The sequence below is a fragment of the Luteitalea sp. genome (assembly GCF_022842525.1).
GTDB lineage: Bacteria > Acidobacteriota > Vicinamibacteria > Vicinamibacterales > Vicinamibacteraceae > Luteitalea.
The window spans coordinates 1-19,445 of record NZ_JALHPM010000130.1; the positions used below are offsets into that span (position 1 = coordinate 1).

The window sequence follows — 19,445 nt, forward strand, 5'->3', positions numbered from 1 at the left end:
GGGAGGCCTCAGCCGGCCCGAAGGTGAGCCGGCGCATGGCGGCGACGGTGTGGTGCAGCCGCACCGCGGCGGTGAAGAGCCCGCCGCGAAACGTGCTGTGCTCGGCCACGCCCTGCGCCACGAGCGGATGGGCGAGCTGCAGCAGGATGGCGCGGCTCCAGCCGGCCAGGACGAAGCGCTCGGCGTTGATGCGCTCGGCCACCGTCATCGACATGGCGCGACGTCCGTGGTGACGGGGCGGGGTGACGAAGGCTCGGGCGCGCGCCCGCTCGGTGCGCCGAGCAGCAGCCGATTCTTCGGCGTGATGGCGGCGGGGATGCGCTGGGCCCAGACGCGATAGCCGGCGCGCTCGAGCGCCGTGACCCGGCGGACGTCGATGGCCAGCGCCGCGTCCAGCCAGCCCGTGAGCGGACCGGGGTCGCACGTCTCGACGTCGTGGCAGCAGGGCAACACGGCCACGCGCGCGGCGGCGCTGATCGCGTGGCCGAGGACGACGTCGGTGAGGGCCCCGCACGCGTGACTCGCGACCACGAGGTCGTCCTCGTGCAGCGAGACATCGTCCAGCGGCGAGGTGACGAGCGCGACGCGGTCGCGAAGACGCGGCCAGGCGTCGACCAGCACCTCGTGCAGGCGGGCGGCCGACGGCGGCAGGTGTGTGTCGAGGGCGACGGCGCGTGGCGACGCGTCGTCGAGCAGGAGCAGGACGTGGGCCAGCAGGCCGTGGCCTGCGGCGAGGTCCATCACGCGTCCACCGCGGAACAGGCGCCGCGTGCGTCGCGCGACCTCCCAGGCCTCGTAGAGCTCCTTGCGCGGCAGGACACCGGCGCGACACACCGTGCGACCGAGGCGGTCGAACAGCGTGTCGCCGGGAAACCGGCCGACGTCCTTCTCGGTGAGCCGTGCCTTCGAGCCGTGAGAGAACATGTGAACTCGGTAGGGTGGCGTGGGTAGGGACCGCTCTCCGAGCGGTCCGTCACGCCTGTGGTGAACGGCCGGCTCGGAGAGCCGGCCCTACCCTAGCGAATCGACGTCAGCAGCTGCGACAGCGCCTTCATGCGCGCCGCATCCGGGCCGGCGAGGCTGGCGGCGCGCTCGCCGATGCGCGTCGCGATCATCGAGAGCTGGGCGGCGTCGCCGGCGCCGATGGCGCCCTTCAGCAACTCCGATCGGTCGGCGGGCACGGCCCCCGACCGCACGAGCTGGTCGACGTACGCCAGCGCGACCGCACGGCTCGGCGCGAAGGTCACCGGGTCCTGGTGCTGGACGTTGAAGGCCGTCGCCGTGACGGCCTTGGCCGCATTCAGCTCGTTCTGCGTCAGCAGGTCACTCGGGGTCAGGGCGAGCACGTCGAGGCCGCGCGACATCTCCGATCCGAAGACATGGCCGTTGTACCAGTACGCCGACCAGTACCCGCCGGTGATCAGCTTCTCGGCATCGAGCGGGCCGCGATCGAAGAAGGCGACCTCCTTCGGGTTGGCCGAGTCGGTGAAGTCCATCACCGAGATGCCGCCCTGGTACCACGCCTGCACCATCAGGTCGCGCCCCGGCACCGGCACCAGCGAACCGTTGTGCGCCACGCAGTTCTCGGTCGCCGTCTGCGGCGCCGGCAGCTTGAAGTAGCTCTTGAACTGCAGCGTGCGATCGACGATGTCGAAGATGGCGTTGGCGCCCCAGGTCGGCTGGTCGGTGGCGAGGCAGCGCGGACGCATGCCGCCGCCCCACTCGTCGGTGAAGACGACCTTCGTCCCGTCGTTGTTGAACGTCGCCGAATGCCAGTAGGCGAAGTTCTTGTCACCGACGGAGTCGAGGCGCTTCGGGTTGGCCGGGTCGGCGATGTCGAGCAGGATGCCGTTGCCCGAGCAGGCGCCGGCGGCCAGACCGACCGCCGGGAAGACCGTGATGTCGTGGCACTGGTTGGTCACCGAGGTCTTCTGGGTGCCCGGCCCGTGGTCGCCACCGGCCCAGAGGCCGGCGATGTTGCCGGTCTTCTCGTCGGCGAAGATGCGCGGGCGCGCGACGATCTTCGCCTCCTGCGGCCGCGCCACCGGCACCTTGATGACGTCGATGCTGAACAGCGCCGTCTGCGGATCCTCCTTCGGATCCTTGCCGGAACAGCCGGCGAGCTCCTCGGCCGACCGCGCGCTCGAGGTGCCCGATCCGTAGACGTAGATGTGGGCCGGGTCCTTCGGATCGGTCACCAGCGTGTGGGTGTGCGACCCGCGGCAGGTCTGCACGGCGGCCACCTGCTTCGGCGTCCGGATGTCGGTGATGTCGAAGATACGGACGCCGCGGAAGCGGTCCTTGCTCACAGGATCCTCGACGCCGGCCACGCCGCAATCGAGACGCCCGCGCGTCTGCTCGACCGACATGAACAGGAGGCTGCCGTGCACCGACACGTCGCCCTGTCCTCCGGGACACACCACCGAGGTCAGCAGCGCCGGCTTCGTCGGATCGCTGATGTCGTAGATGTTGAACCCGCTGAAGTTGCCGACGAACAGGTGGTTGCCGCTGAAGGCGAGATCGGAGTTGGCGAAATTGAGGCCACCCCAGGGTGGACGCGCCGGGGTCGCGGGTTTCGCGTCGGCGGGAGGCGTCGGCTTGGCGCCGCTGGCATCGCCGTCTTCCTCCTTCTTCTCGGCCGCGGTCATCTGCGGGTTCGGCTCACCGGCGGGATACTTCGGATCGAAGAAGCCGTCGGGTTTGGGCAGGTTCGCCAGCAGTGCGATGCCACGCGCGGCGACACCCGGGTCGCGGATGCCCGCCTTGAGGCCGACACGCGGATCGGGCGTGGTGGTCGATGGGGTGGTGGCCGTCTGCGCGCCCGCAGGCACGGCAAGGGCCGCCACGACGGCCGGGGCAGCCAAGAATCGAACAAGACGCGTCATTTCCCGAGCTCCTTCAGCATCGCGCGCATCCGCGCGATCTCAATCGCCTGATCGGCCTCGACATCCGAGGCGAAATCGAACAGCTCCGGCTCCTGGGCGGCGCCGGGGGTGGCCAACAGTTCCGTGACCATCGTGAGGGCGCCCTCGTGGTGCTGGATCATGCCCTCGAGAAAGAGCCGGTCGAACGCCGCACCGCGCGCCGCCGTCAGCCCGGCCATCTGCGCCGCGGTGAGCATGCCGGGCATCTGCCCGTGCGCCATGTGATGGGCGTGCGGATCGGGCAGCGCCTCCCCGCGGGCGGTGAGCCACTCGCGCATCATCTGCATCTCGTCGCGCTGCGACACATCGATGCGCAGGGCCAGCTTCTTCAGGTCGGCGCTGGCGCTGCGGTCTCCGACCAGGGCCACCATCTCGAGCGCCTGCGCGTGGTGACCGATCATCCCCTGCATGAAGCGGGTGTCGGCCGCCCCGTGGCGCACACCCGAGGTGTCGGTGGCCTCCGCGGCCGTGATGTCGCGCGTCGGTTGGCCTGGCGCGCCCGGTTGAACGAGACGCGGCGGTTGAGCCGCCAGCGTCGTCCCCATCGACGCGACGGCCGCCAGGACGAGGGCGGGGCCGAACACAGGTCTGCGCACGGCGGAGATCATCACACAACCCGGTGCGCGCTGACTGCCGCCCGCCTACTCCGCCGGGCGCATGTTCCGAATGGCGCTGATGCGCCAGTCGCCATCGCGGCGCACCAGCACGAACGCCGTCCACATGCGGCGCGGCGGAGCGCCGGCCGCGCCGGCGATCTCGTAGCGCCCGTCGGCCAGGGCCACATCCGTCGCCAGGAAGCGGACGGTCTCGACCTCGATGGAGCGCGCGCCACTGTTGCGCGCCGACGAGCTGAGGCCGCCGCTCACCACGGCGTCGCGCCCGCGGCGCCACTCACCCGAGGACACGAGCTGATCGGCATCGTCCACGAACAGCCGGGCCAGGGCGGCAGCGTCACGCTGCTCGCGCACCTCGACGTACGTGGCGACCAGCGCCTTGACGGCCTTCGTGTCGGCGGCGCGGCCCTGTGCCGGGACGTCGGTCGCCAGGAGCGTGCACGCGAACACCGTGGCAAGGGCCATGATCGTGGGTCGACGCATCATGCAGGTCCTGCACTTTCGTGAGGTAGCAGCAGATCTTCGAGGAAGTAGGCCGAGAGCTCGGCTCGGTTCCTCAGGCCGGACTTCCGGTAGACCGCCAGCGCTTGTTGACGCACGGTGATCTCGGCTGTCGATCGTACGCCGGCCACCTCCCGGTGGCTGAGGCCCTTCAGCATGAGCAGGCCGACTTCCCGCTCTGCCGGCGTCAGCGCCCATCGTGCGAACTGCCGATCGATGGCCTCGCCCAGACCGCGCAGCAGATGCCCGGCATCGTCACGGTAGCGGCGCGCCTCGTCCTGGGCCACCACCAGATCGACGTGCAGTTGCTCAGCTCTGGCCTTCGCGCGGCGCCAGCCTTGCCAGAGGGCGCCAACGCCGGCCAGGGCGAGCACCATCGTGAGCGCCTCGACCAGCAGGTGCAGCAATTCCGCCCCGGTGCCAGCGTCACCCCCGAGGTCGACCGCCATCAGCACCGCGATGGCGGCGAAGAGACCAGACGCCACCTGGGCGTGACGCTCCGGGAGACGGCGTCGAACATCCTCTCGCAAGTCGCTGATGTGCATGGAGTTGTCCGCATCATACAAACGTGTGGTGCCACAGGGCGTCCCGCCGTCGTCAGGGGTGACATGCGTCGCTGATGACGCACCCCGTCCGGAGGCTCACGCTCATGCCGCTTCACCCTGCGCTCGTTCATCTTCCCCTCGGTCTCGCCATGCTGATGCCCGTCGTCGCCATCGTCGCAGGCTGGCTGCTCTGGCGTGCACGGATAGGGCGTGCCGGCTGGTCGGCGGTGGTCGTGCTGCAGGCCCTGCTGCTGGCCTCCGGGGTCGTGGCCCTGAAGAGCGGTGAGCGCGACGAAGACATGGCGGAACGTGTCGTGGCGTCCGCTCCGCTGCACCAGCACGAGGCCTTCGCGGAACAGTTCGTCATCGCGACCGGTGCGGTCCTCGCCCTGTCGCTGCTCGTGTTCGCGCCGTGGCCCCCCGCGAAGACGACAGGCGCCGCCGCCGCGATGCTCGGCACGGTGCTCGTCGCCGGCCTGGCGCTGCGGGTCGGCCACGCCGGAGGCCAACTGGTGTACGTTCACGGAGCAGCGGCACCGCACGTCGCTGCGGCCGGCGGGTCCCCCGCCGCAACGACACGGCTGACTCCCCCTCACCATGACGACTGACCTCCCTCCGGCGGTGGCGCCTGCCCACCGCGAGCGACACCGCACCGAGCACATCGGCTGGCTGCGCGCCGCGGTGCTCGGTGCCAACGACGGCATCGTCTCCACGGCCAGCCTGGTGGTCGGCGTCGCGGCGGCGGCCGCCACGCGCCAGGACGTGCTGGTGGCCGGTGTGGCCGGGCTGGTGGCCGGAGCCTTGTCGATGGCCGCCGGCGAGTACGTCTCGGTCAGTTCGCAGGCCGATACGGAGCGGGCGGACATGGACAGGGAGCGGCGTGAGCTGTCCACGACGCCGGACCTGGAGACCGAGGAGCTCGCCGCCATCTACGTGGCGCGCGGACTCACACCGGATCTGGCGCGAACGGTCGCGCAGCAACTGATGGCGCACGACGCCATCGGCGCGCATGCCCGAGACGAGCTCGGGCTCTCGGCCGAGACGGCGGCCCGGCCGCTCCAGGCCGCGGTCACCTCGGCCGCGACGTTTGCCGTCGGCGCCGCCTTGCCGCTCGTGGTGGCGCTCGTGGTGCCCGACGCGGGGCTGGTGCCGTGGGTCTCGGGCGCGTCGCTCGCCAGCCTCGTCCTCCTCGGCGCCGTGGCCGCGCAGGTGGGCGGGGCCTCACCCGTGACTGGTGCGGTGCGTGTGGCGTTCTGGGGCGCCCTCGCCATGGGCGTCACGGCGCTGGTGGGCGCGTGGTTCGGCGCCGTGGTATAGCCCGGGGATGGCGATCGACGTCTCGCACGAGTCGGGTACCACCTTCCGGGTGGTGGTCTCGGACGATGAGGGCAGCAGCACCCACCTGGTCACGGTGATGCCCAGCGATGTGGATCGCTACGCGCCCGGCGCCACGCCGGAAGAGCTGCTCGAGGCCGCCTTTGCCTTCCTGCTGGCGCGGGAACCACGCACGTCGATCCTCGCCCGCTTCGATCTGCCCGTCATCGAGCAGTACTTCCCCGACTTCGCCGACGTGATGGGCCGCGACTGACCCACGGCGCATCACGATCGCCGGCCGTCAGACCACGACGGCGGCGGCGGTCCAGCCCTCGGGATTGCGATCGGACTGGAAGACGCGATCGACGGAGACGACCACCTGCGCGCCGTCCCTGCGCACGGGGAAGCGGTCCATGTGGCGCGTCGCGCGGCCCGAGGTGAACGTGCCCTCGGGCGTGTAGCGCGACGTGTGCTTCGAGCACTGGAAACGTCCGTCTTTCGGCAACCAGCGCACCGCCGCGTTCTCGTGCGGGCACACGAGTGACATCGCGTACACCTTGCCCGCGTGCCGCACGATGATCACCTGCGCCTGACGATCGATGCTGACGCCGTCGACCGTCGGAAGGGGATAGCGACGCTCGCCCCCGGAGGCCTGCGCCTCGATCTCGGTCACGGGCAGCGCCGAGACGCTGCCGGGCAGCCCGAGCGCCGCCATCGTGAACATGCCGCACGCGCCCTGCTGGAGGAAGCCGCGGCGCGACGTGCGGTCACAGGGCATTGGGCACCACCGCTCCGGCAAGGGTCGTGGCCAGCCAGAGGACGAGGCTGGCGAGCGCTGCCGCCCGCAGCCGCGGGCCCAGCGCCGCGTCGATGGCCGACGCGCGCGACTCGACGCGCAGCATCAGCCCGCCGTTGACGAGAAGGGCGGCGAACAAGGCCATCTTGATCCAGAAGGGACGCGACTCGATCAGCGCATCGAGGTCCTTCAGCAGGAGCAGCAGACCACTGGCGATCACGACCACGAGACTGCCGACGACCACGCGGTGCACGCGGGAGGTCTCGCGGGACGTCCGGCGGTCGGGCCCGATCAGGCCGAGGATCGCCAGGTCCGTGGTGATGGCAGCGCCGCCGCCGGTGAGCAGCCCACCCACGTGCGCGAACGACACGGCACTGCGCAGTGCGACCGAGTTGGCGTACAGCGAGGCCCAGGCCTCGGCGAGTTCACGGATGGCCACGGCTAGTCCCCGAACAGCATGATCAGATAGCTCGTGGTGGACAGGGCGATGGCACTGAACGCCACGGCCCGATGCGCCCCTCGCGACGAACTGGATTCGCCGTGCTCGCTCTCGGGCGCGAGCGCTGCGGTGGCCACGAAGCCCACGTCGGCGCCGAGCATCATCAGCGCGTGTGCCCACTTCTTCCGGCCGAAGTGCGGATCCTTGCGCGCCTCGAGCAGATTCCACACGCCCGTCACCGTGTTGACGGCAAAGAGGCCGCCGAGCGCCGCCGAGACCCCGCTGTGCAGCGACCGCTTGCCACTGGTGGGGTTCGTGTACAACGACTGCCCGACGATGGCCTCGGTGGCGAAGATCGGGATGGTGGCAAGGCTGGCGATCTTGTGAATCCTGGCGCGCTGCCGGTATCCCTCGCTGTACTCGAACGCGAGCGTCGGCGCCGGCGCGGTCGCCACCGGCGCGGGCTGGCCATCGAGGGGCAGGAGCGCGGCCGGGTCGGCCAGCATGGGCAGCACCGCCTCGGCCGTCGCGCCCACGGACGTGGCCTCGCCCGGGACGTCGGCCTCGACGGGCGTCGTCACGAACGGCACCGCGCGCAACGGAATGGCGGGCTCGCCGATCGAGGTGAGCGGCACCTGCGCGGCCGCACGAGTCGCGCCCCCGAAGACGACGACGCATGCGACGGGGAGGGCGAGGAGGCGCATCGGCTGGTCCTTTCGCTGCAGCGACGAGACGTGGTCGCCGACCGCGCGGCACGGTCCGTGGTCGCGCGACTCCGCCATCGTAGACAGCCGGGATGAGGCTCCGATGAGAGGCGGGCTCAGGCGCCGCGCGCGCCGACGAGACCGACCCCACCCACGGGCACCGTCTCGACGCGATCGCTGAAGCCGGCGATGAGCGGCCGCGCCTTCGCAATCGCGGCCTGCACCGCAGGCAACTGCAGCGAATTCCTGTGGCTGGCCTCGCTGTCCCACACCTCCGTGATCCAGATCGCGTCGGTGTCGGCGCGATCGTGCGCGACGATGTAGCTGAGGCATCCCGGCATGGCGGTGGTGCCCTCGAGCAGCAGCACGACGAGCGCATCGCGCGCCCCGGGCGTGGTCGTCATCTTGCCAATCAGTCCGTACATGGTCGTCTCCTGCTGGCCCACGCCTGCCAGGAACATCCCTCCTGCGGCGCGCAGGAACTCGCGACGGGCTGAGGGCGGCATCGGCGGACGGTAGCACACGGGCCCGCACGCTGGACTCCTGTGCGATGCTGGCCGTCAACGCGCCCGCTCGAGGGCACCCGTCACATGGATCCCACGCACGCCCCTGGCCCCGTCGCCGCGCCGTCCGTTCGTCAGTCCGCGCTTGCCATGGACGCCGCCGAGTTCCGGGCCCTCGGCCATGCGCTCGTCGATCGTCTGGCGACCTTCCTCGAGACGCTGCCGTCACGCCCGGTGACCACCGGAGAGACGCCAGCCGAGGTGCGCGCCGTGCTCGACGCCGATCGCGCCCTGCCCGACACCGGCGCCCCCGCCGCCGACCTGCTGACGCGCGCCGTCGAGCTGCTCACCGAGCACTCGCTGTTCAACGGCCATCCGCGCTTCTTCGGCTACATCACCGCCTCACCGGCCCCCATCGGCGTCCTGGGCGATCTCCTGGCGTCCGCCGTCAATCCCAACGTCGGCGCCTGGCGGCTGTCGCCGATGGCCAGCGAGATCGAGGGACAGGCCGTCCGCTGGATCTCGCAGCTGCTCGGCTATCGGGAACACGGCAGCGGCCTGTTCGTCAGCGGGGGCAACATGGCCAACTTCGTCGGGTTCTACGCCGCACGCGCCGCGGCCGGCGACGCCTGGCGAGTCCGCGAGGCGGGCGTCGGCGGACCCGGGGCCCCGCGACTGCGCGTGTATGCGTCGGCCGAGACCCACACCTGGGTGCAGAAGGCCGCCGACCTGTCCGGACTCGGCACCGAGGCCATCCGCTGGATTCCCACCGACGACGCGCTGCGGCTCGAGACGCGGGCCCTTCGTCACGCCATCGAGACCGACCGTGCGGCTGGCGACGTCCCCATGCTCGTGGTGGGTACTGCAGGCTCGGTCAGCACCGGCGTGGTCGATCCGCTGCACGAGATCGCCGCCATCTGCCGCGAGGCCGACGTGTGGTTCCACGTCGATGGGGCGTATGGCGCCCTGGCCGCCACCTGGCCGGACGCCCCGGCCGACCTGCGAGCGCTGCACCTGGCCGATTCGGTGGCCGTCGATCCGCACAAGTGGCTGTATGCGCCGCTCGAGGCCGGCTGCCTGCTGGCGCGCGACGCCGACGTCCTGCGGCGAGCCTTCGCCTATCACCCCGCTTACTACCACTTCGACGATGGGGGCGGGACGAACTACGTGGACCTCGGACCACAGAACTCGCGTGGCTTCCGGGCGCTGAAGGTGTGGCTGGCGCTGCAGCACGCCGGCGCCGACGGCTACCGGCGGATGATTGCCGACGACTGTGCCCTGGCGGCACGACTGTTCGCGGCGGTCGACGCACACCCGGACCTCGACGCTCGCACGCTCGGCCTCAGCATCGCGACGTTCCGTTTCGTGCCGCCGGACGTGCGCGGCCGTCTGGGCACGGCCGCGACCGAGAGCTACCTCGATGAGCTGAACGAGGCCCTGCTCGAACGGCTGCAGCGATCGGGAGAGGCCTTCGTCTCCAACGCCGTCGTCCACGGCCGCTATCTGCTGCGCGCCTGCATCGTCAACATCAATACGACCGAGGCCGACGTGGATGCGCTCCCGGCGATCGTGGCCCGCGTCGGCCATGAACTGCACGCCGCGCGCCGGCGCGACACGCGGAGATAGCGGAGATGGACGGGGCGGACGGGCGTGAGTGCTACCACTGCCGGCAGTGGATCGCCGCGGGCGAGGTTCACGACTGCTGGACCACGACCGAGGCCGTCCTCACGCGAGATCTCGACGAACCCCTGAGGGACGCCTTCGAGCGCCTGCGCGAGGCCGCGGTCGACCTCGGCGATCAACGCATCTACGCGTCGCACCACTCGATCATGTTCGCGAGGCGCGTCTGCTATGCCTTCGTGCGACCACGACGCCGGTGGCTGGATGTCTGCCTCTTCCTCGGGCGCGAGATCACCGGGCCGCAGGTGCGGCGATCCGATCGCGTGTCCCGCACGAAGGTGGCCAACCTCCTGCGCGTGACCCACCGCGACGAGGTCGAGGCGCCGATCACGGACTGGCTCGCCGAGGCCTACGCGTACGTCGACTCGATGCCGGCGCCCGCGCCGACGGAGGCCCGAGTGCGACGCGCGGCCAAGAAGCGCTGAAGGACGACCTGTCCAAGGTTAGTGGCTGAATCTCGTCTATATAATCAGGACTCCGATACTCCCCCACTCGGAGCGCCCGCTCGCCCATGCCCTCCTCGTTCGGAATGACGCTGGACCTCCGCGCCTTTGCGCAGGCCGTCGAGGCGGTGACCGACACCGCGTTCGTCGCGCTGGACGCCGAGGGTGTCGTGCGCTCGTGGAACGCCGGCGCGGCGGCGCTCAGCGGGATGTCGCCAGAGGCGGCCATCGGGCAGCCGCTCAGCCGTGTGCTCGAGACGCCGGACGGCACGTTCCTCGACCTGCCGGCGCTCGCCGATCGCCCCGGCGCTCCCTCGGACACCGAGATCCACAACGTCGTCGGCACGCGCGTGCGGGTGCTGGTCACGCTGCAGAGGGCCGCCGAGGGGTACCTGCTCCAGTGTCGTCGCGCGCTGCCGGCCCCGCCGGCGGCGCCGCTCTCGGCGGAGCTGCAGGCGCTGCTCCTGACGGTCATCCGGGACATGGTGGTGAGCACCGACCTCCAGGGCATCGTGACGTACTGGAACGAGGGCGCCACGGCATTGCTCGGCTACCAGCCCGAGGAACGCATCGGACAGCCGTTGTTCATCAACCTCCCCGACGATCGACGGGCGCTGATGGAGAGGCTGATGCCCTCGCTCGCCGCGGGGGGCGAGTGGGAGGACGAGTACGAGGCCACCCACAAGGACGGATCGAGGGTCTGGCTGGCCACCCGGGCCCGGGCGCTGATCGACGCCCAGGGGCGGATGACCGGACTCCTGGCCATCGGCCACGACATTCGCCCGCGCAAGGCTGCCGAGCAGGCGCTGGCCGAACGCGAGGCCGACCACCGCGCCACCATCGAGACCACGGGCGATGGCTACTGGGTGACCGATTTCGAGGGTCGCATTCTCGAGGTCAACGAGGTCTACGCGCGGCTGTCCGGGTACACACGGGCGGAGCTGCTCGACCTGCGCATCAGCGACCTCGAGCAGATCGAGTCACACGAGGACGTCCTGCGCCGCGTCGAGCGGATCCGTCTTGCGGGTACCGATCGCTTCGAGACGCTGCACGTGCGCAAGGACGGGACGGTGTGGCCGGTCGAGGTGACCGTCGCCACCCTGCCGAACTCGGGACGCTTCTGTGCGGTCCTGCGCGACATCACCGAACGCAGACGCGCCGAGACCGAGCTGCGGGAGAGTGAGGCGCGGCTCGCAGCCGCGCAGGACGCGACCAGCCTCGGCAGCTGGTCGTGGGAGCCTTCGAGTGGGCGCGTCTGGTGGTCGGACGCCATCCGCAGGCAGTTCGGCGTCGGCCCCGACGTGTTGGCGAGCCACGAGGGTTACCTGTCGCTGGTGCACCCGGACGACCTGCCGCTGGTGCAGGCCGACATCGCCGCACTTCAGCACGGGAGCGACGGCTTTGCCCGCGACGTCCGCGTCGTCGCGCGGGACGGCGCCGTGCGCTGGATCGACAGCCGTGCCCGGGCGATCCGCGACGGTGCTGGCGCCCTCCTTCGTGTCGAGGGCACCGGACAGGACATCACCGAGCGCAAGCGGACCGAGGAAGCCCTGCGCGAGAGCGAGGTGCGGTTCCGCAGCGTGCTCGACGGCTCCCCGGCGGTGATCTTCCTGAAGGATCTCGAGGGACGCTACACGTTCGTCAATCAGGCGTTCGCCAGGTTGGCAGGGCGCCGGCCCGAGGAGCTGATCGCACAGACCAGTCACGCGATCGCCCCGACCGACACGGCCAGCAGTTTCGACCGGGCCCATGAGCGCGTCCTCGCCACGCTGCGCCCCATACAGGCCCAGGACGACGTGACGTTGCCGGACGGGACGTCGGCGACCTTCCTCTCGCTCCGGTTCCCGCTCTTCCGCGCCGACGGCCAGCCCTACGCCGTGTGCGGCATCTCCACCGACATCACCGCGTGGCGGCGGGCACAGACCGAGCGCGATCAGCTCTGGAACCAGTCGCCTGATCCGCTCTGCATCGCCGGCGTCGACGGCCGCCTGCAGCAGGTGAACCCGGCGTGGACGGCGCGCCTCGGCTGGACCGAAGCGGAACTGCTCGATCAGTCGTGGATCGACTTCGTCCATCCCGACGACCGCGACCACGCGCGCGAGGTCCAGGCCACGCTGGTCCGCGGCGAGGCCGCACAGGTCTTCGAGCATCGCTGCCGCACCCGCGACGGTGACTGGCGTTGGTTCTCGTGGATCGTCGTGCCGCTGCCCGAGCAGCGGCAGTTCCGCGGCTTCATCCGTGACATCACCGAGGAGAAGCGACTCGGCGAGCAGCTGCAGCAGTCGCAGAAGATCGAAGCCATCGGCCGCCTCGCCGGCGGCGTGGCGCACAACTTCAACAACCTGCTGACGATCATCAACGGCCATGCCCTCCTGCTGCTGGGCGCGCCGACGGTGCAGGAGGCCCAGCGCGAGCCGCTGCAGGCCATCCATGATGCCGGCGACCGCGCGGCCGCACTGACGGCCCAGCTGCTCGCGTTCGGCCGCAAGGCGATGGTCGAGCCGAGAATCCTCGACATCAACACGGTGGCGATGAACGCCACGCGCATGCTCGGTCCGCTCATCGGCGAGGACATCCGCCTCATCACCGACCTCGCGTCGTCACTGCCGCCGGTGCGGATCGATCCCAGTCAGCTCGATCAGGTGCTGGTCAACCTCGTGGTCAACGCCCGCGATGCCATGCCCACGGGCGGCGTGCTGCGCATCGCGACGTCGTCCCACGTGCTGGCGGGGGGCGGGCGCGGCACCGTGGCGGAGGTGCCGGCCGGCACTTACGTGCGCCTGACCGTGGCCGACACGGGCGCCGGCATGCCGGATGCCGTCAAGGCGCACATCTTCGAGCCGTTCTACACCACCAAGGGCGTCGGCCAGGGCACGGGGCTCGGGCTCGCCACCGTCTACGGCATCGTCGGTCAGGCGGGTGGCACCGTGGCCGTGAACAGCGCGGTCGACGCCGGCACGTCGTTCCACGTGCTGCTGCCGGCCGTCGAGCATGCGGACGTCGTCGCGCAGAGCGGCGCCGCCGCCCTGCCTGCGCCGCGTGGCCAGGAGACCCTGCTCGTCGTCGAGGACGAGCCCGGCGTGCGTCAGCTGACCCGGCTGGTGCTGCAGGCGCAGGGCTACACGGTGCACGAGGCGGCCTCGCCGAGGGCCGCCGAGGCGTTCGCGCAGTCGTCGAGCGAGCACATCGATCTGCTGATCACGGATGTCGTGATGCCGGGTGTGAGCGGGCACCAGCTCGCGAGCACGTTGCGAGCGGGGCGCCCGGGCCTGCGGGTCCTCTACATGAGCGGCTACACCGACGATGCGGTGCTGCGACGCGGCGTCGAGACGGCCACCGACGCCTTCCTGCAGAAGCCGTTCACGCCCATGGTCCTCGCGCGCAAGGTGCGCGACGTCCTCGACGCCTGAGTCACCCGGTCGGCCCCACGGTGGCGAACAGCTTCGCCAGCCGGTGGGCATGCTCGTCGTACGCCGACTCGAACAGGTCGGTCGCCCGATCTCCGCCCACGAGCGCGCTGGCCGTCAGCACGCGCAGCGGCTGCCCGGCCTCGTGCAGCCGGTGCGCGACCTCGGCCTTCAGGCAGTTCACCAGTAGACACCCGCCGACCGTCGAGCCTGGTGCCACCGGCGTGTCGAGGTCGGCGACCTGCACCATGGCGTCGCCGATCGGCGCACCGGTGTCGAGCACCAGGTCGGAGAAGTCCTGCAGCTTCCGTCCGTCGGGGCGTCGACTCGTGCTCGCTTCGCTGTGGGCGCGGCTGATGATCGACACCACGCGCACGCCACGCCGACGGAACTCCTCGGCCATCTCGATCGGCACGACGTTGCAGCCGCTCGAGCTGATGACGAGCGCCGTGTCCTCCGGGGCCAGCGCGAAGTTGCGCAGGATGCGCGCCGCCAGTCCGGAGACGTTCTCCAGGAACATCGCCTGACGCTGCCCGTTGGCGCCGACCACCGGGTTGTGGAACGTCAGCGAGAGCTCGACGATCGGGTTGAAGCCGGGGAAGGAGCCGTACCGCGGCCACATCTCCTCGACCATGATGCGGCTGTGTCCGGAGCCGAAGACGTGCACCATGCGCCCGGCCAGGATGGTGCGGGCGAACCAGTCGGCCGCCGTGGCGATCGACGCCTGCTGACGGCGAACGACATCGACGAGGCCCTCGCAGGCCAGAAGGTACTGCGCGGACGGCGTCATGCCTTGTGCTCCCGTGCGTGCACCGCGGCGCCGAGGGCGCCCGCGTCCTCGCCGAGCTCGGCGATCACGATCTCGACGCCCGTCCCGCACGGGCGCCACTCGTATTCGTCCATCCACTGCCGCAGCGGACGCAGCAGGGCCTCGCCCGCGTGCGAGGCGATGCCGCCGCCGAGAATCACCCGCGAGGGATCGACCGCGTTGACGATGGAGGCGATGCCGGCCCCGAGGAGCATGACGCTGGTCTCCCAGACCCGCGTGGCGGCTTCGTCGCCGGCCAGGTGCGCAGCCACCAGATCGGCGGTGCTGGTGAAACGCCCCAAGCTTCGGGCGGCGACCGTGCAGTTGCCGATGGCATCCTCCAGACTGCCCGGTGTGTTGACGATGTCCTTCGGCCCGGGGGCCTGCACGGTGATGTGTCCCAGGTGGCCGGCGCGTCCGACGTGGCCACGGAGCAGACGGCCATCGCACATGATGGCGCCGCCGACGCCGGTCCCGATGGTGAGCATCACGACATCGCGACACCCGCGTCCGGCGCCGATGGCGCATTCGCCGGCCAGCGCGGCCTGGGCGTCGTTGATCACGCGCACCGGATCGGGCCGGTCGAGCGCCTGCGTCCAGTCGAGGCCCTCGAGGACGTCGAGGCGCCCCTTCATCCAGTGGACGGCGTCGCCCTCGGGCCGCACGAGGCCCGGGCATGCGAGGCCGATGGCCGACGCGACGCCGAGTCGCACCTCCATCGCATCGATCTCGCGGCGGACATCCTCGGGCAACTGACTCGCCGCCGTGTCGTCGGTCGGGATGCGGCAGCGGTGCAACACACGGCCGTCCTCGTCGAGGGCGACGAACTTCGTGAAGGTGCCGCCGATGTCGATGCCGATGGCCGGGCCGATCATGCGCTGACACCCCAGCCGCCGTCGACCGCGAGGACCTGCCCGGTCACGAAGCGCGACTCCGTCGAGAGCAGGTACACGACCGCGCCGTCGACGTCCTCGGGCCGGCCGAGACGGCCGCCATCGAGCGGCTGCTTGTGCCCGATGTAGGAGGTGATGGTCGGATCGGCGGCGGCGCGGCGGGCCATCGGCGTGTCGACGAGCGCCGGGGCGATGACGTTGAACCTGATGTCGTGCGGCGCGTAGTAGGCGGCACAGCTGGTGGTCAGGCCGATGACGCCGGCCTTGGCCGCGGCGTAGGCATGCGTGGCGAAGTGCAGCGGAGCGGGCGCGTAGGCGAGCACTGAGGCCATGTTGACGACGGATCCGCCGTGCCCGGCGCCAAGGAAGTACTGCGCGGCGGCGCGGTTGGTGTGGAAGAGCGCCGTGAGATTCAGCGCCAGCGTCTGCTGCCACCCCTCGTCGGTGATCTGATCGAGCGGACCGTCGCCGAACCGCCGCCCGCTGCCACCGGCCACGTGAAAGACGCCGTCGACGCGACCGACGCGACCGACGGCCGCGCGCAGGACCCTGGACGCCAGATCCGGCGCGGCCGCGTCGCCACGCACGCAGGGCACCGTCTCGCCGAGTTGCGCCGTCGCCGACGCCGCGTGGTCGTCGTCTCGTCCGGCGATGGTGACGTGTGCGCCTTCGCGCACGCAGGCCAGCGCGGCCGAGAGCCCCATGCCGGACGTGCCGCCGACGATCACGATCGACGCGCCGGCAAGGCGCCCCGTTGGCATGCGCGTCAGTGTGGAGCAGGGATCCACCGACGTCAAAGGCTTCTACACTACGGGGCATGTCCACGCCGCTGCGCACGACCGTCATCGGCAGCTACCCGTTCCCGGCCTGGCTCGAGTTCGCGACCGGGCACCTCGATGCGTTCGGATCCGACGACATCGCCGAGATGCTGGACGATGCCGTGGCCATCGCGGTGAAGGACCAGGTCGACGCCGGCCTCGACGCCATCAGCGACGGCGAGCAGACCCGGCTCGACTTCAACCTGTCGTTCTACGGATTCCTCGAGGGCCTGGCCCCGGAGCCGCCCTCGCGACGACGGTTCGGCCCGCCCGGGCACGATCAGCGGGGCAAGCACGCCGTGCTCGGCGACCTGGCCGCGCCGCGCGGACTCGGCACCGTGGCCGACTTCAGGCGCCTCACCCGACTGGCGCCAGCGGGCGTCAGGCTGAAGGCGAGCGTGCCTGGCCCGTACACGTTGAGTGGGCGGCTCGTGCCAGGTGGGCGCTATCGCGATCGCTGGGCCGTGGCCGAGGCCCTGGTGCCCATCGTGCGCGACGAACTGGCCGCACTGGCCGCCGCAGGGTGCGAGGAGATCTGCCTCGACGAGCCGTCGATGAGCTGCTATGCGCACCGCGAAGACCCCACACGCTTCGTCGCGCTGTTCAACGACACGGTGGCGTCGGTACACGGGCGCGTGCGCCTGTCGACCCACCTGTGCTTCGGCAACTTCAAGGGACGGGCCGTGGCGCCGCGCAGCTACGCCTGTCTCTTCCCGGCGTTCCTCGAGGCGCACGTCGACCAACTGCACGTCGAGATGGCGAGTCGGGAGTTCGCCGAGCTCGACATCATCGGCACGATTGCCCGGCGCATGGACGTCGCGGTGGGCATCATCGACGTCAAGAGCTACTACATCGAGACGCCCGAGGACGTCGCGGCACGCGTCCGCCGCTGTCTCACGTTCGCCCCGCCCGAACGCCTGGCCTTCGCGCCCGACTGCGGCCTCAGTCAGACGGCGCGGTGGGCGGCACGGCCCAAGCTGGCCAACATGGTCGAGGGCGTGCGTCGTGTGCGCGCGGAGCTGGGCCTGCCGTGATCGTCCCCGTGCAGAAGGACGACGACCTCCTGCTGGACATCGGCGCCGCCGACGTCCGCGACGGCCACCTGCGCCTGTGGTGGTTGGGCCAGAGCGGCGTCCTGGTGCAGTTCGACGGCGCCCATCTGCTGCTCGACCCGTATCTGTCCGACTCGCTCACGGTCAAGTACGCGAACACCGACACGCCACATGTCCGCATGACCGAGCGCGTCATCGACCCGGCCCGGCTCGACTTCATCGACGTGGTGACATCGAGCCACACCCACACCGACCACCTCGATGCCGAGACCCTGAGACCGCTCCTCCACGCCAATCCCGGCCTCACGCTGGTGATTGCCGAGGCCAACCGCGCGTTCGTCGCCAGTCGGCTCGCCATCGACCCGGCGACGCCCGTCGGACTCGCAATGGGGCAGGCAACCGAGCAGGGCCCGTTCCGCATCGAGGCGGTCCCTGCGGCGCACGAGGCGCTGGCGCCCGAATACGCCGGCTTCATCGTGCGGTGTGGCGCGTGGACGCTGTACCACAGTGGCGACACGGTGCGCTTCGACGGCATGGCCGACCTGCTGCGTCCGCATGCCATCGACGTGGCCGTGCTGCCGATCAACGGGCGCGCCCCGGAGCGGCGCGTCGCCGGCAATCTCGATGCCGTCGAGGCCGCCACGCTCGGACGTGACATCGGGGCCCGCGTCGTCATTCCCTGCCACTACGAGATGTTCACCTTCAACACCGCGGACCCGGCGACGTTCGTCGCGGCCTGCGCGGCCCTCGGGCAGCGCGGCGACGTCCTGCGCTGTGGCGAGCAGTGGCACTCCTCCGCCCTCGACGCGACGTAGCGCGTCGCTGGGTTCATCCGTCTAGCCGGCCTTCAGGCGGGCGTCGAACCACGCGAAGGCGTCCTCCTGCATCTGCACGTTGAACTCGTGCGGCACGTCGTAGAAGCGGCTCGTGAACCGGTCGGCGATGCCCGCCCGGGCGTAGACGTCGCTGATCGTCTTCACCGCCGCCTGCATGCCGTCCAGCGGGAACAGGCCGTCGCGTCTGCACTGCTGCACGAGGAGTGGACGCGGCGCGTTGAGGCTGACGACATCCGGCAGGTCGAGGTGGCGGTGCAACCCCGGGACGAAGTGGACCCACGAGTGCGTGTCCACGTGCCGGCGCAGCATCGATCGGATGGTCGACATGAAGCCGACGACGCAGCCGGCGGCGATGCGCGTGTCCAGCGCCGACAGGAACAGCGACCGCCATCCACCGAACGAGACGCCGACACAGCCGATGCGGGCCGGATCGACCTCCGGCCTCGAGATCAGGTAGTCCACGGTGCGCATGTCGTCCCAGGCCACGAGGCCTGGCCAGCTCATGCCGAGCACCGTCAGCGTCTTGGCCAGCGTGGACTCCTTGCTTTGGCAGATGCGGTTGAGTCTCGTCACGTCCTCGACGCTGTAGGCCGACCGCTCCCAGCCGCTGGCCAGATCGGCATCCATCAGCACACGCCGTTCACCGAACATGAACGCGTCGATCGTGATGACGACGTAGCCGCGTCGGACCAGCGCCGTGGCCGTCGGGCGGCTCTCGTAGTTGCCCGCGTGATACGTCGTCATCGCGGGGTGATTGCGCCCGAAGTCGATGACCTTCTCCTTGCCGAAGAGGAACATCCCGCCGTGCGAATGCAGGTCGACGATGGCGGGGGCGCGGCCGGTCAGACCCTTCGGGATGTGGACATATGCCGGGACCCGGAAGCGTGACGTCGTGGAGAACACGACCTTCTCGCGGATGAAGTCGGGGCCCTCGTGGCGGTCGACGACCTCGGCGGCCGGCGCGACCGGCTCAGGCCGGTAGCCGTAGGCGTCCAGGATGGCAGCGCGGCCGTGCGTGGTGAAGGCCTCGAGCGAGTCGAAGCGTCCGGACAGGAAGGAGCCGGGGTACACCGCCCCGGGGTCCAGGCTGCGCACGATCTCGAAGTTCGAGCCGAGATCGGCCTGTGCGGCCAGCACGCTGCGTGGCAGGTCGCGCGGGGCGGCCGAT

At 70.7% G+C, this 19,445-nt stretch carries 22 protein-coding genes; 8 read left to right on the forward strand and 14 right to left on the reverse strand.

The window, feature by feature from the left end; translation table 11 throughout:
- From Q0C41_RS21445 to Q0C41_RS21470, 6 genes are all read right to left on the reverse strand, one after another.
- The coding region (locus tag Q0C41_RS21445; RefSeq protein WP_291987328.1) for an oxygenase MpaB family protein at positions 1 to 214 on the reverse strand (214 nt) is incomplete at its 3' end.
- On the reverse strand, positions 205 to 924 hold the full coding sequence (locus Q0C41_RS21450; protein ID WP_291987330.1) for a methyltransferase: 720 nt from the start codon (positions 922 to 924) through the stop codon (positions 205 to 207). The genes Q0C41_RS21445 and Q0C41_RS21450, both read right to left, overlap by 10 nt.
- A gap of 92 nt (positions 925 to 1,016) precedes the next feature.
- A complete protein-coding gene (locus Q0C41_RS21455) occupies positions 1,017 to 2,885 on the reverse strand; it encodes a hypothetical protein (RefSeq protein ID WP_291987332.1) in 1,869 nt (622 codons plus the stop codon).
- Positions 2,882 to 3,520, reverse strand: coding sequence for a DUF305 domain-containing protein (locus Q0C41_RS21460; protein WP_291987334.1), 639 nt, complete (start codon positions 3,518 to 3,520; stop codon positions 2,882 to 2,884). The genes Q0C41_RS21455 and Q0C41_RS21460 overlap by 4 nt, the downstream gene beginning before the upstream one ends.
- A 45-nt stretch (positions 3,521 to 3,565) precedes the next feature.
- Positions 3,566 to 4,021 (reverse strand): SgcJ/EcaC family oxidoreductase, encoded by a 456-nt coding sequence (locus tag Q0C41_RS21465; protein ID WP_291987336.1) that lies wholly within the window; start codon positions 4,019 to 4,021, stop codon positions 3,566 to 3,568.
- Positions 4,021 to 4,584: a hypothetical protein gene (locus Q0C41_RS21470; RefSeq protein ID WP_291987338.1), complete on the reverse strand. Its 564-nt coding sequence runs from the start codon at positions 4,582 to 4,584 to the stop codon at positions 4,021 to 4,023. The genes Q0C41_RS21465 and Q0C41_RS21470 overlap by 1 nt, the downstream gene beginning before the upstream one ends.
- A gap of 104 nt (positions 4,585 to 4,688) precedes the next feature.
- Here Q0C41_RS21470 and Q0C41_RS21475 point away from each other — a divergent pair, with 104 nt between their 5' ends.
- The 3 genes from Q0C41_RS21475 to Q0C41_RS21485 are packed head-to-tail and all read left to right on the forward strand — an operon-like array spanning position 4,689 to position 6,172.
- Positions 4,689 to 5,192, forward strand: coding sequence for a DUF2231 domain-containing protein (locus Q0C41_RS21475; RefSeq protein WP_291987339.1), 504 nt, complete (start codon positions 4,689 to 4,691; stop codon positions 5,190 to 5,192).
- Positions 5,182 to 5,901, forward strand: coding sequence for a VIT family protein (locus tag Q0C41_RS21480; protein WP_291987341.1), 720 nt, complete (start codon positions 5,182 to 5,184; stop codon positions 5,899 to 5,901). The genes Q0C41_RS21475 and Q0C41_RS21480 overlap by 11 nt, the downstream gene beginning before the upstream one ends.
- A gap of 7 nt (positions 5,902 to 5,908) precedes the next feature.
- Positions 5,909 to 6,172 (forward strand): hypothetical protein, encoded by a 264-nt coding sequence (locus Q0C41_RS21485; protein WP_291987343.1) that lies wholly within the window; start codon positions 5,909 to 5,911, stop codon positions 6,170 to 6,172.
- Between the two features lie 27 nt (positions 6,173 to 6,199).
- Here Q0C41_RS21485 and Q0C41_RS21490 read toward each other — a convergent pair whose 3' ends face one another.
- From Q0C41_RS21490 to Q0C41_RS21505, 4 genes are all read right to left on the reverse strand, one after another.
- Positions 6,200 to 6,676: a Rieske (2Fe-2S) protein gene (locus Q0C41_RS21490; protein WP_291987345.1), complete on the reverse strand. Its 477-nt coding sequence runs from the start codon at positions 6,674 to 6,676 to the stop codon at positions 6,200 to 6,202.
- Entirely contained in the window at positions 6,666 to 7,133 is a 468-nt protein-coding gene (locus Q0C41_RS21495) for a hypothetical protein (protein ID WP_291987347.1), read from the reverse strand. The genes Q0C41_RS21490 and Q0C41_RS21495 overlap by 11 nt, the downstream gene beginning before the upstream one ends.
- 2 nt (positions 7,134 to 7,135) lie before the next feature.
- On the reverse strand, positions 7,136 to 7,837 hold the full coding sequence (locus Q0C41_RS21500; protein ID WP_291987349.1) for a hypothetical protein: 702 nt from the start codon (positions 7,835 to 7,837) through the stop codon (positions 7,136 to 7,138).
- A gap of 116 nt (positions 7,838 to 7,953) precedes the next feature.
- The gene (locus Q0C41_RS21505; protein WP_367079289.1) at positions 7,954 to 8,298 is read right to left on the reverse strand and encodes a putative quinol monooxygenase; all 345 of its coding nucleotides are present in this window, start codon (positions 8,296 to 8,298) and stop codon (positions 7,954 to 7,956) included.
- A 129-nt stretch (positions 8,299 to 8,427) separates the two neighbouring features.
- On the opposite strand from Q0C41_RS21505, the gene Q0C41_RS21510 reads away from it, so the two are divergent.
- The 3 genes from Q0C41_RS21510 to Q0C41_RS21520 all read left to right on the forward strand — a co-directional run bounded on the left by Q0C41_RS21510 (position 8,428) and on the right by Q0C41_RS21520 (position 13,873).
- A complete protein-coding gene (locus Q0C41_RS21510; RefSeq protein ID WP_291987353.1) occupies positions 8,428 to 9,966 on the forward strand; it encodes an aminotransferase class V-fold PLP-dependent enzyme in 1,539 nt (512 codons plus the stop codon).
- A 5-nt stretch (positions 9,967 to 9,971) separates the two neighbouring features.
- Positions 9,972 to 10,445 carry a DUF5655 domain-containing protein gene (locus tag Q0C41_RS21515; RefSeq protein ID WP_291987355.1) on the forward strand — a complete coding sequence of 158 codons (474 nt, stop codon included), beginning with the start codon at positions 9,972 to 9,974 and terminating at the stop codon, positions 10,443 to 10,445.
- 104 nt (positions 10,446 to 10,549) lie between these two features.
- Positions 10,550 to 13,873, forward strand: a complete 3,324-nt coding sequence (locus Q0C41_RS21520; RefSeq protein WP_291987357.1) for a PAS domain S-box protein — start codon at positions 10,550 to 10,552, stop codon at positions 13,871 to 13,873.
- Position 13,874: 1 nt separating this feature from the next.
- On the opposite strand, the gene Q0C41_RS21525 is transcribed toward Q0C41_RS21520, so the two are convergent.
- The 3 genes from Q0C41_RS21525 to Q0C41_RS21535 are packed head-to-tail and all read right to left on the reverse strand — an operon-like array spanning position 13,875 to position 16,332.
- On the reverse strand, positions 13,875 to 14,660 hold the full coding sequence (locus Q0C41_RS21525; protein ID WP_291987359.1) for an SIS domain-containing protein: 786 nt from the start codon (positions 14,658 to 14,660) through the stop codon (positions 13,875 to 13,877).
- Positions 14,657 to 15,553: an ROK family protein gene (locus Q0C41_RS21530; protein WP_291987361.1), complete on the reverse strand. Its 897-nt coding sequence runs from the start codon at positions 15,551 to 15,553 to the stop codon at positions 14,657 to 14,659. Before Q0C41_RS21530 ends, Q0C41_RS21525 begins: the two co-directional genes overlap by 4 nt.
- Positions 15,550 to 16,332 carry an SDR family oxidoreductase gene (locus Q0C41_RS21535; RefSeq protein ID WP_291987363.1) on the reverse strand — a complete coding sequence of 261 codons (783 nt, stop codon included), beginning with the start codon at positions 16,330 to 16,332 and terminating at the stop codon, positions 15,550 to 15,552. Before Q0C41_RS21535 ends, Q0C41_RS21530 begins: the two co-directional genes overlap by 4 nt.
- A 56-nt stretch (positions 16,333 to 16,388) precedes the next feature.
- Between Q0C41_RS21535 and Q0C41_RS21540 the strand changes: the two genes are divergently transcribed.
- Together Q0C41_RS21540 and Q0C41_RS21545 are read left to right on the forward strand one after the other, a co-directional pair.
- The gene (locus Q0C41_RS21540; RefSeq protein WP_291987365.1) at positions 16,389 to 17,423 is read left to right on the forward strand and encodes a cobalamin-independent methionine synthase II family protein; all 1,035 of its coding nucleotides are present in this window, start codon (positions 16,389 to 16,391) and stop codon (positions 17,421 to 17,423) included.
- Positions 17,420 to 18,256, forward strand: a complete 837-nt coding sequence (locus tag Q0C41_RS21545) for an MBL fold metallo-hydrolase (protein ID WP_291987367.1) — start codon at positions 17,420 to 17,422, stop codon at positions 18,254 to 18,256. The genes Q0C41_RS21540 and Q0C41_RS21545 overlap by 4 nt, the downstream gene beginning before the upstream one ends.
- Before the next feature lie 21 nt (positions 18,257 to 18,277).
- On the opposite strand, the gene Q0C41_RS21550 is transcribed toward Q0C41_RS21545, so the two are convergent.
- Positions 18,278 to 19,445: alpha/beta hydrolase family protein (locus Q0C41_RS21550; protein WP_291987369.1), on the reverse strand; the 1,168-nt coding region annotated here is incomplete at its 5' end.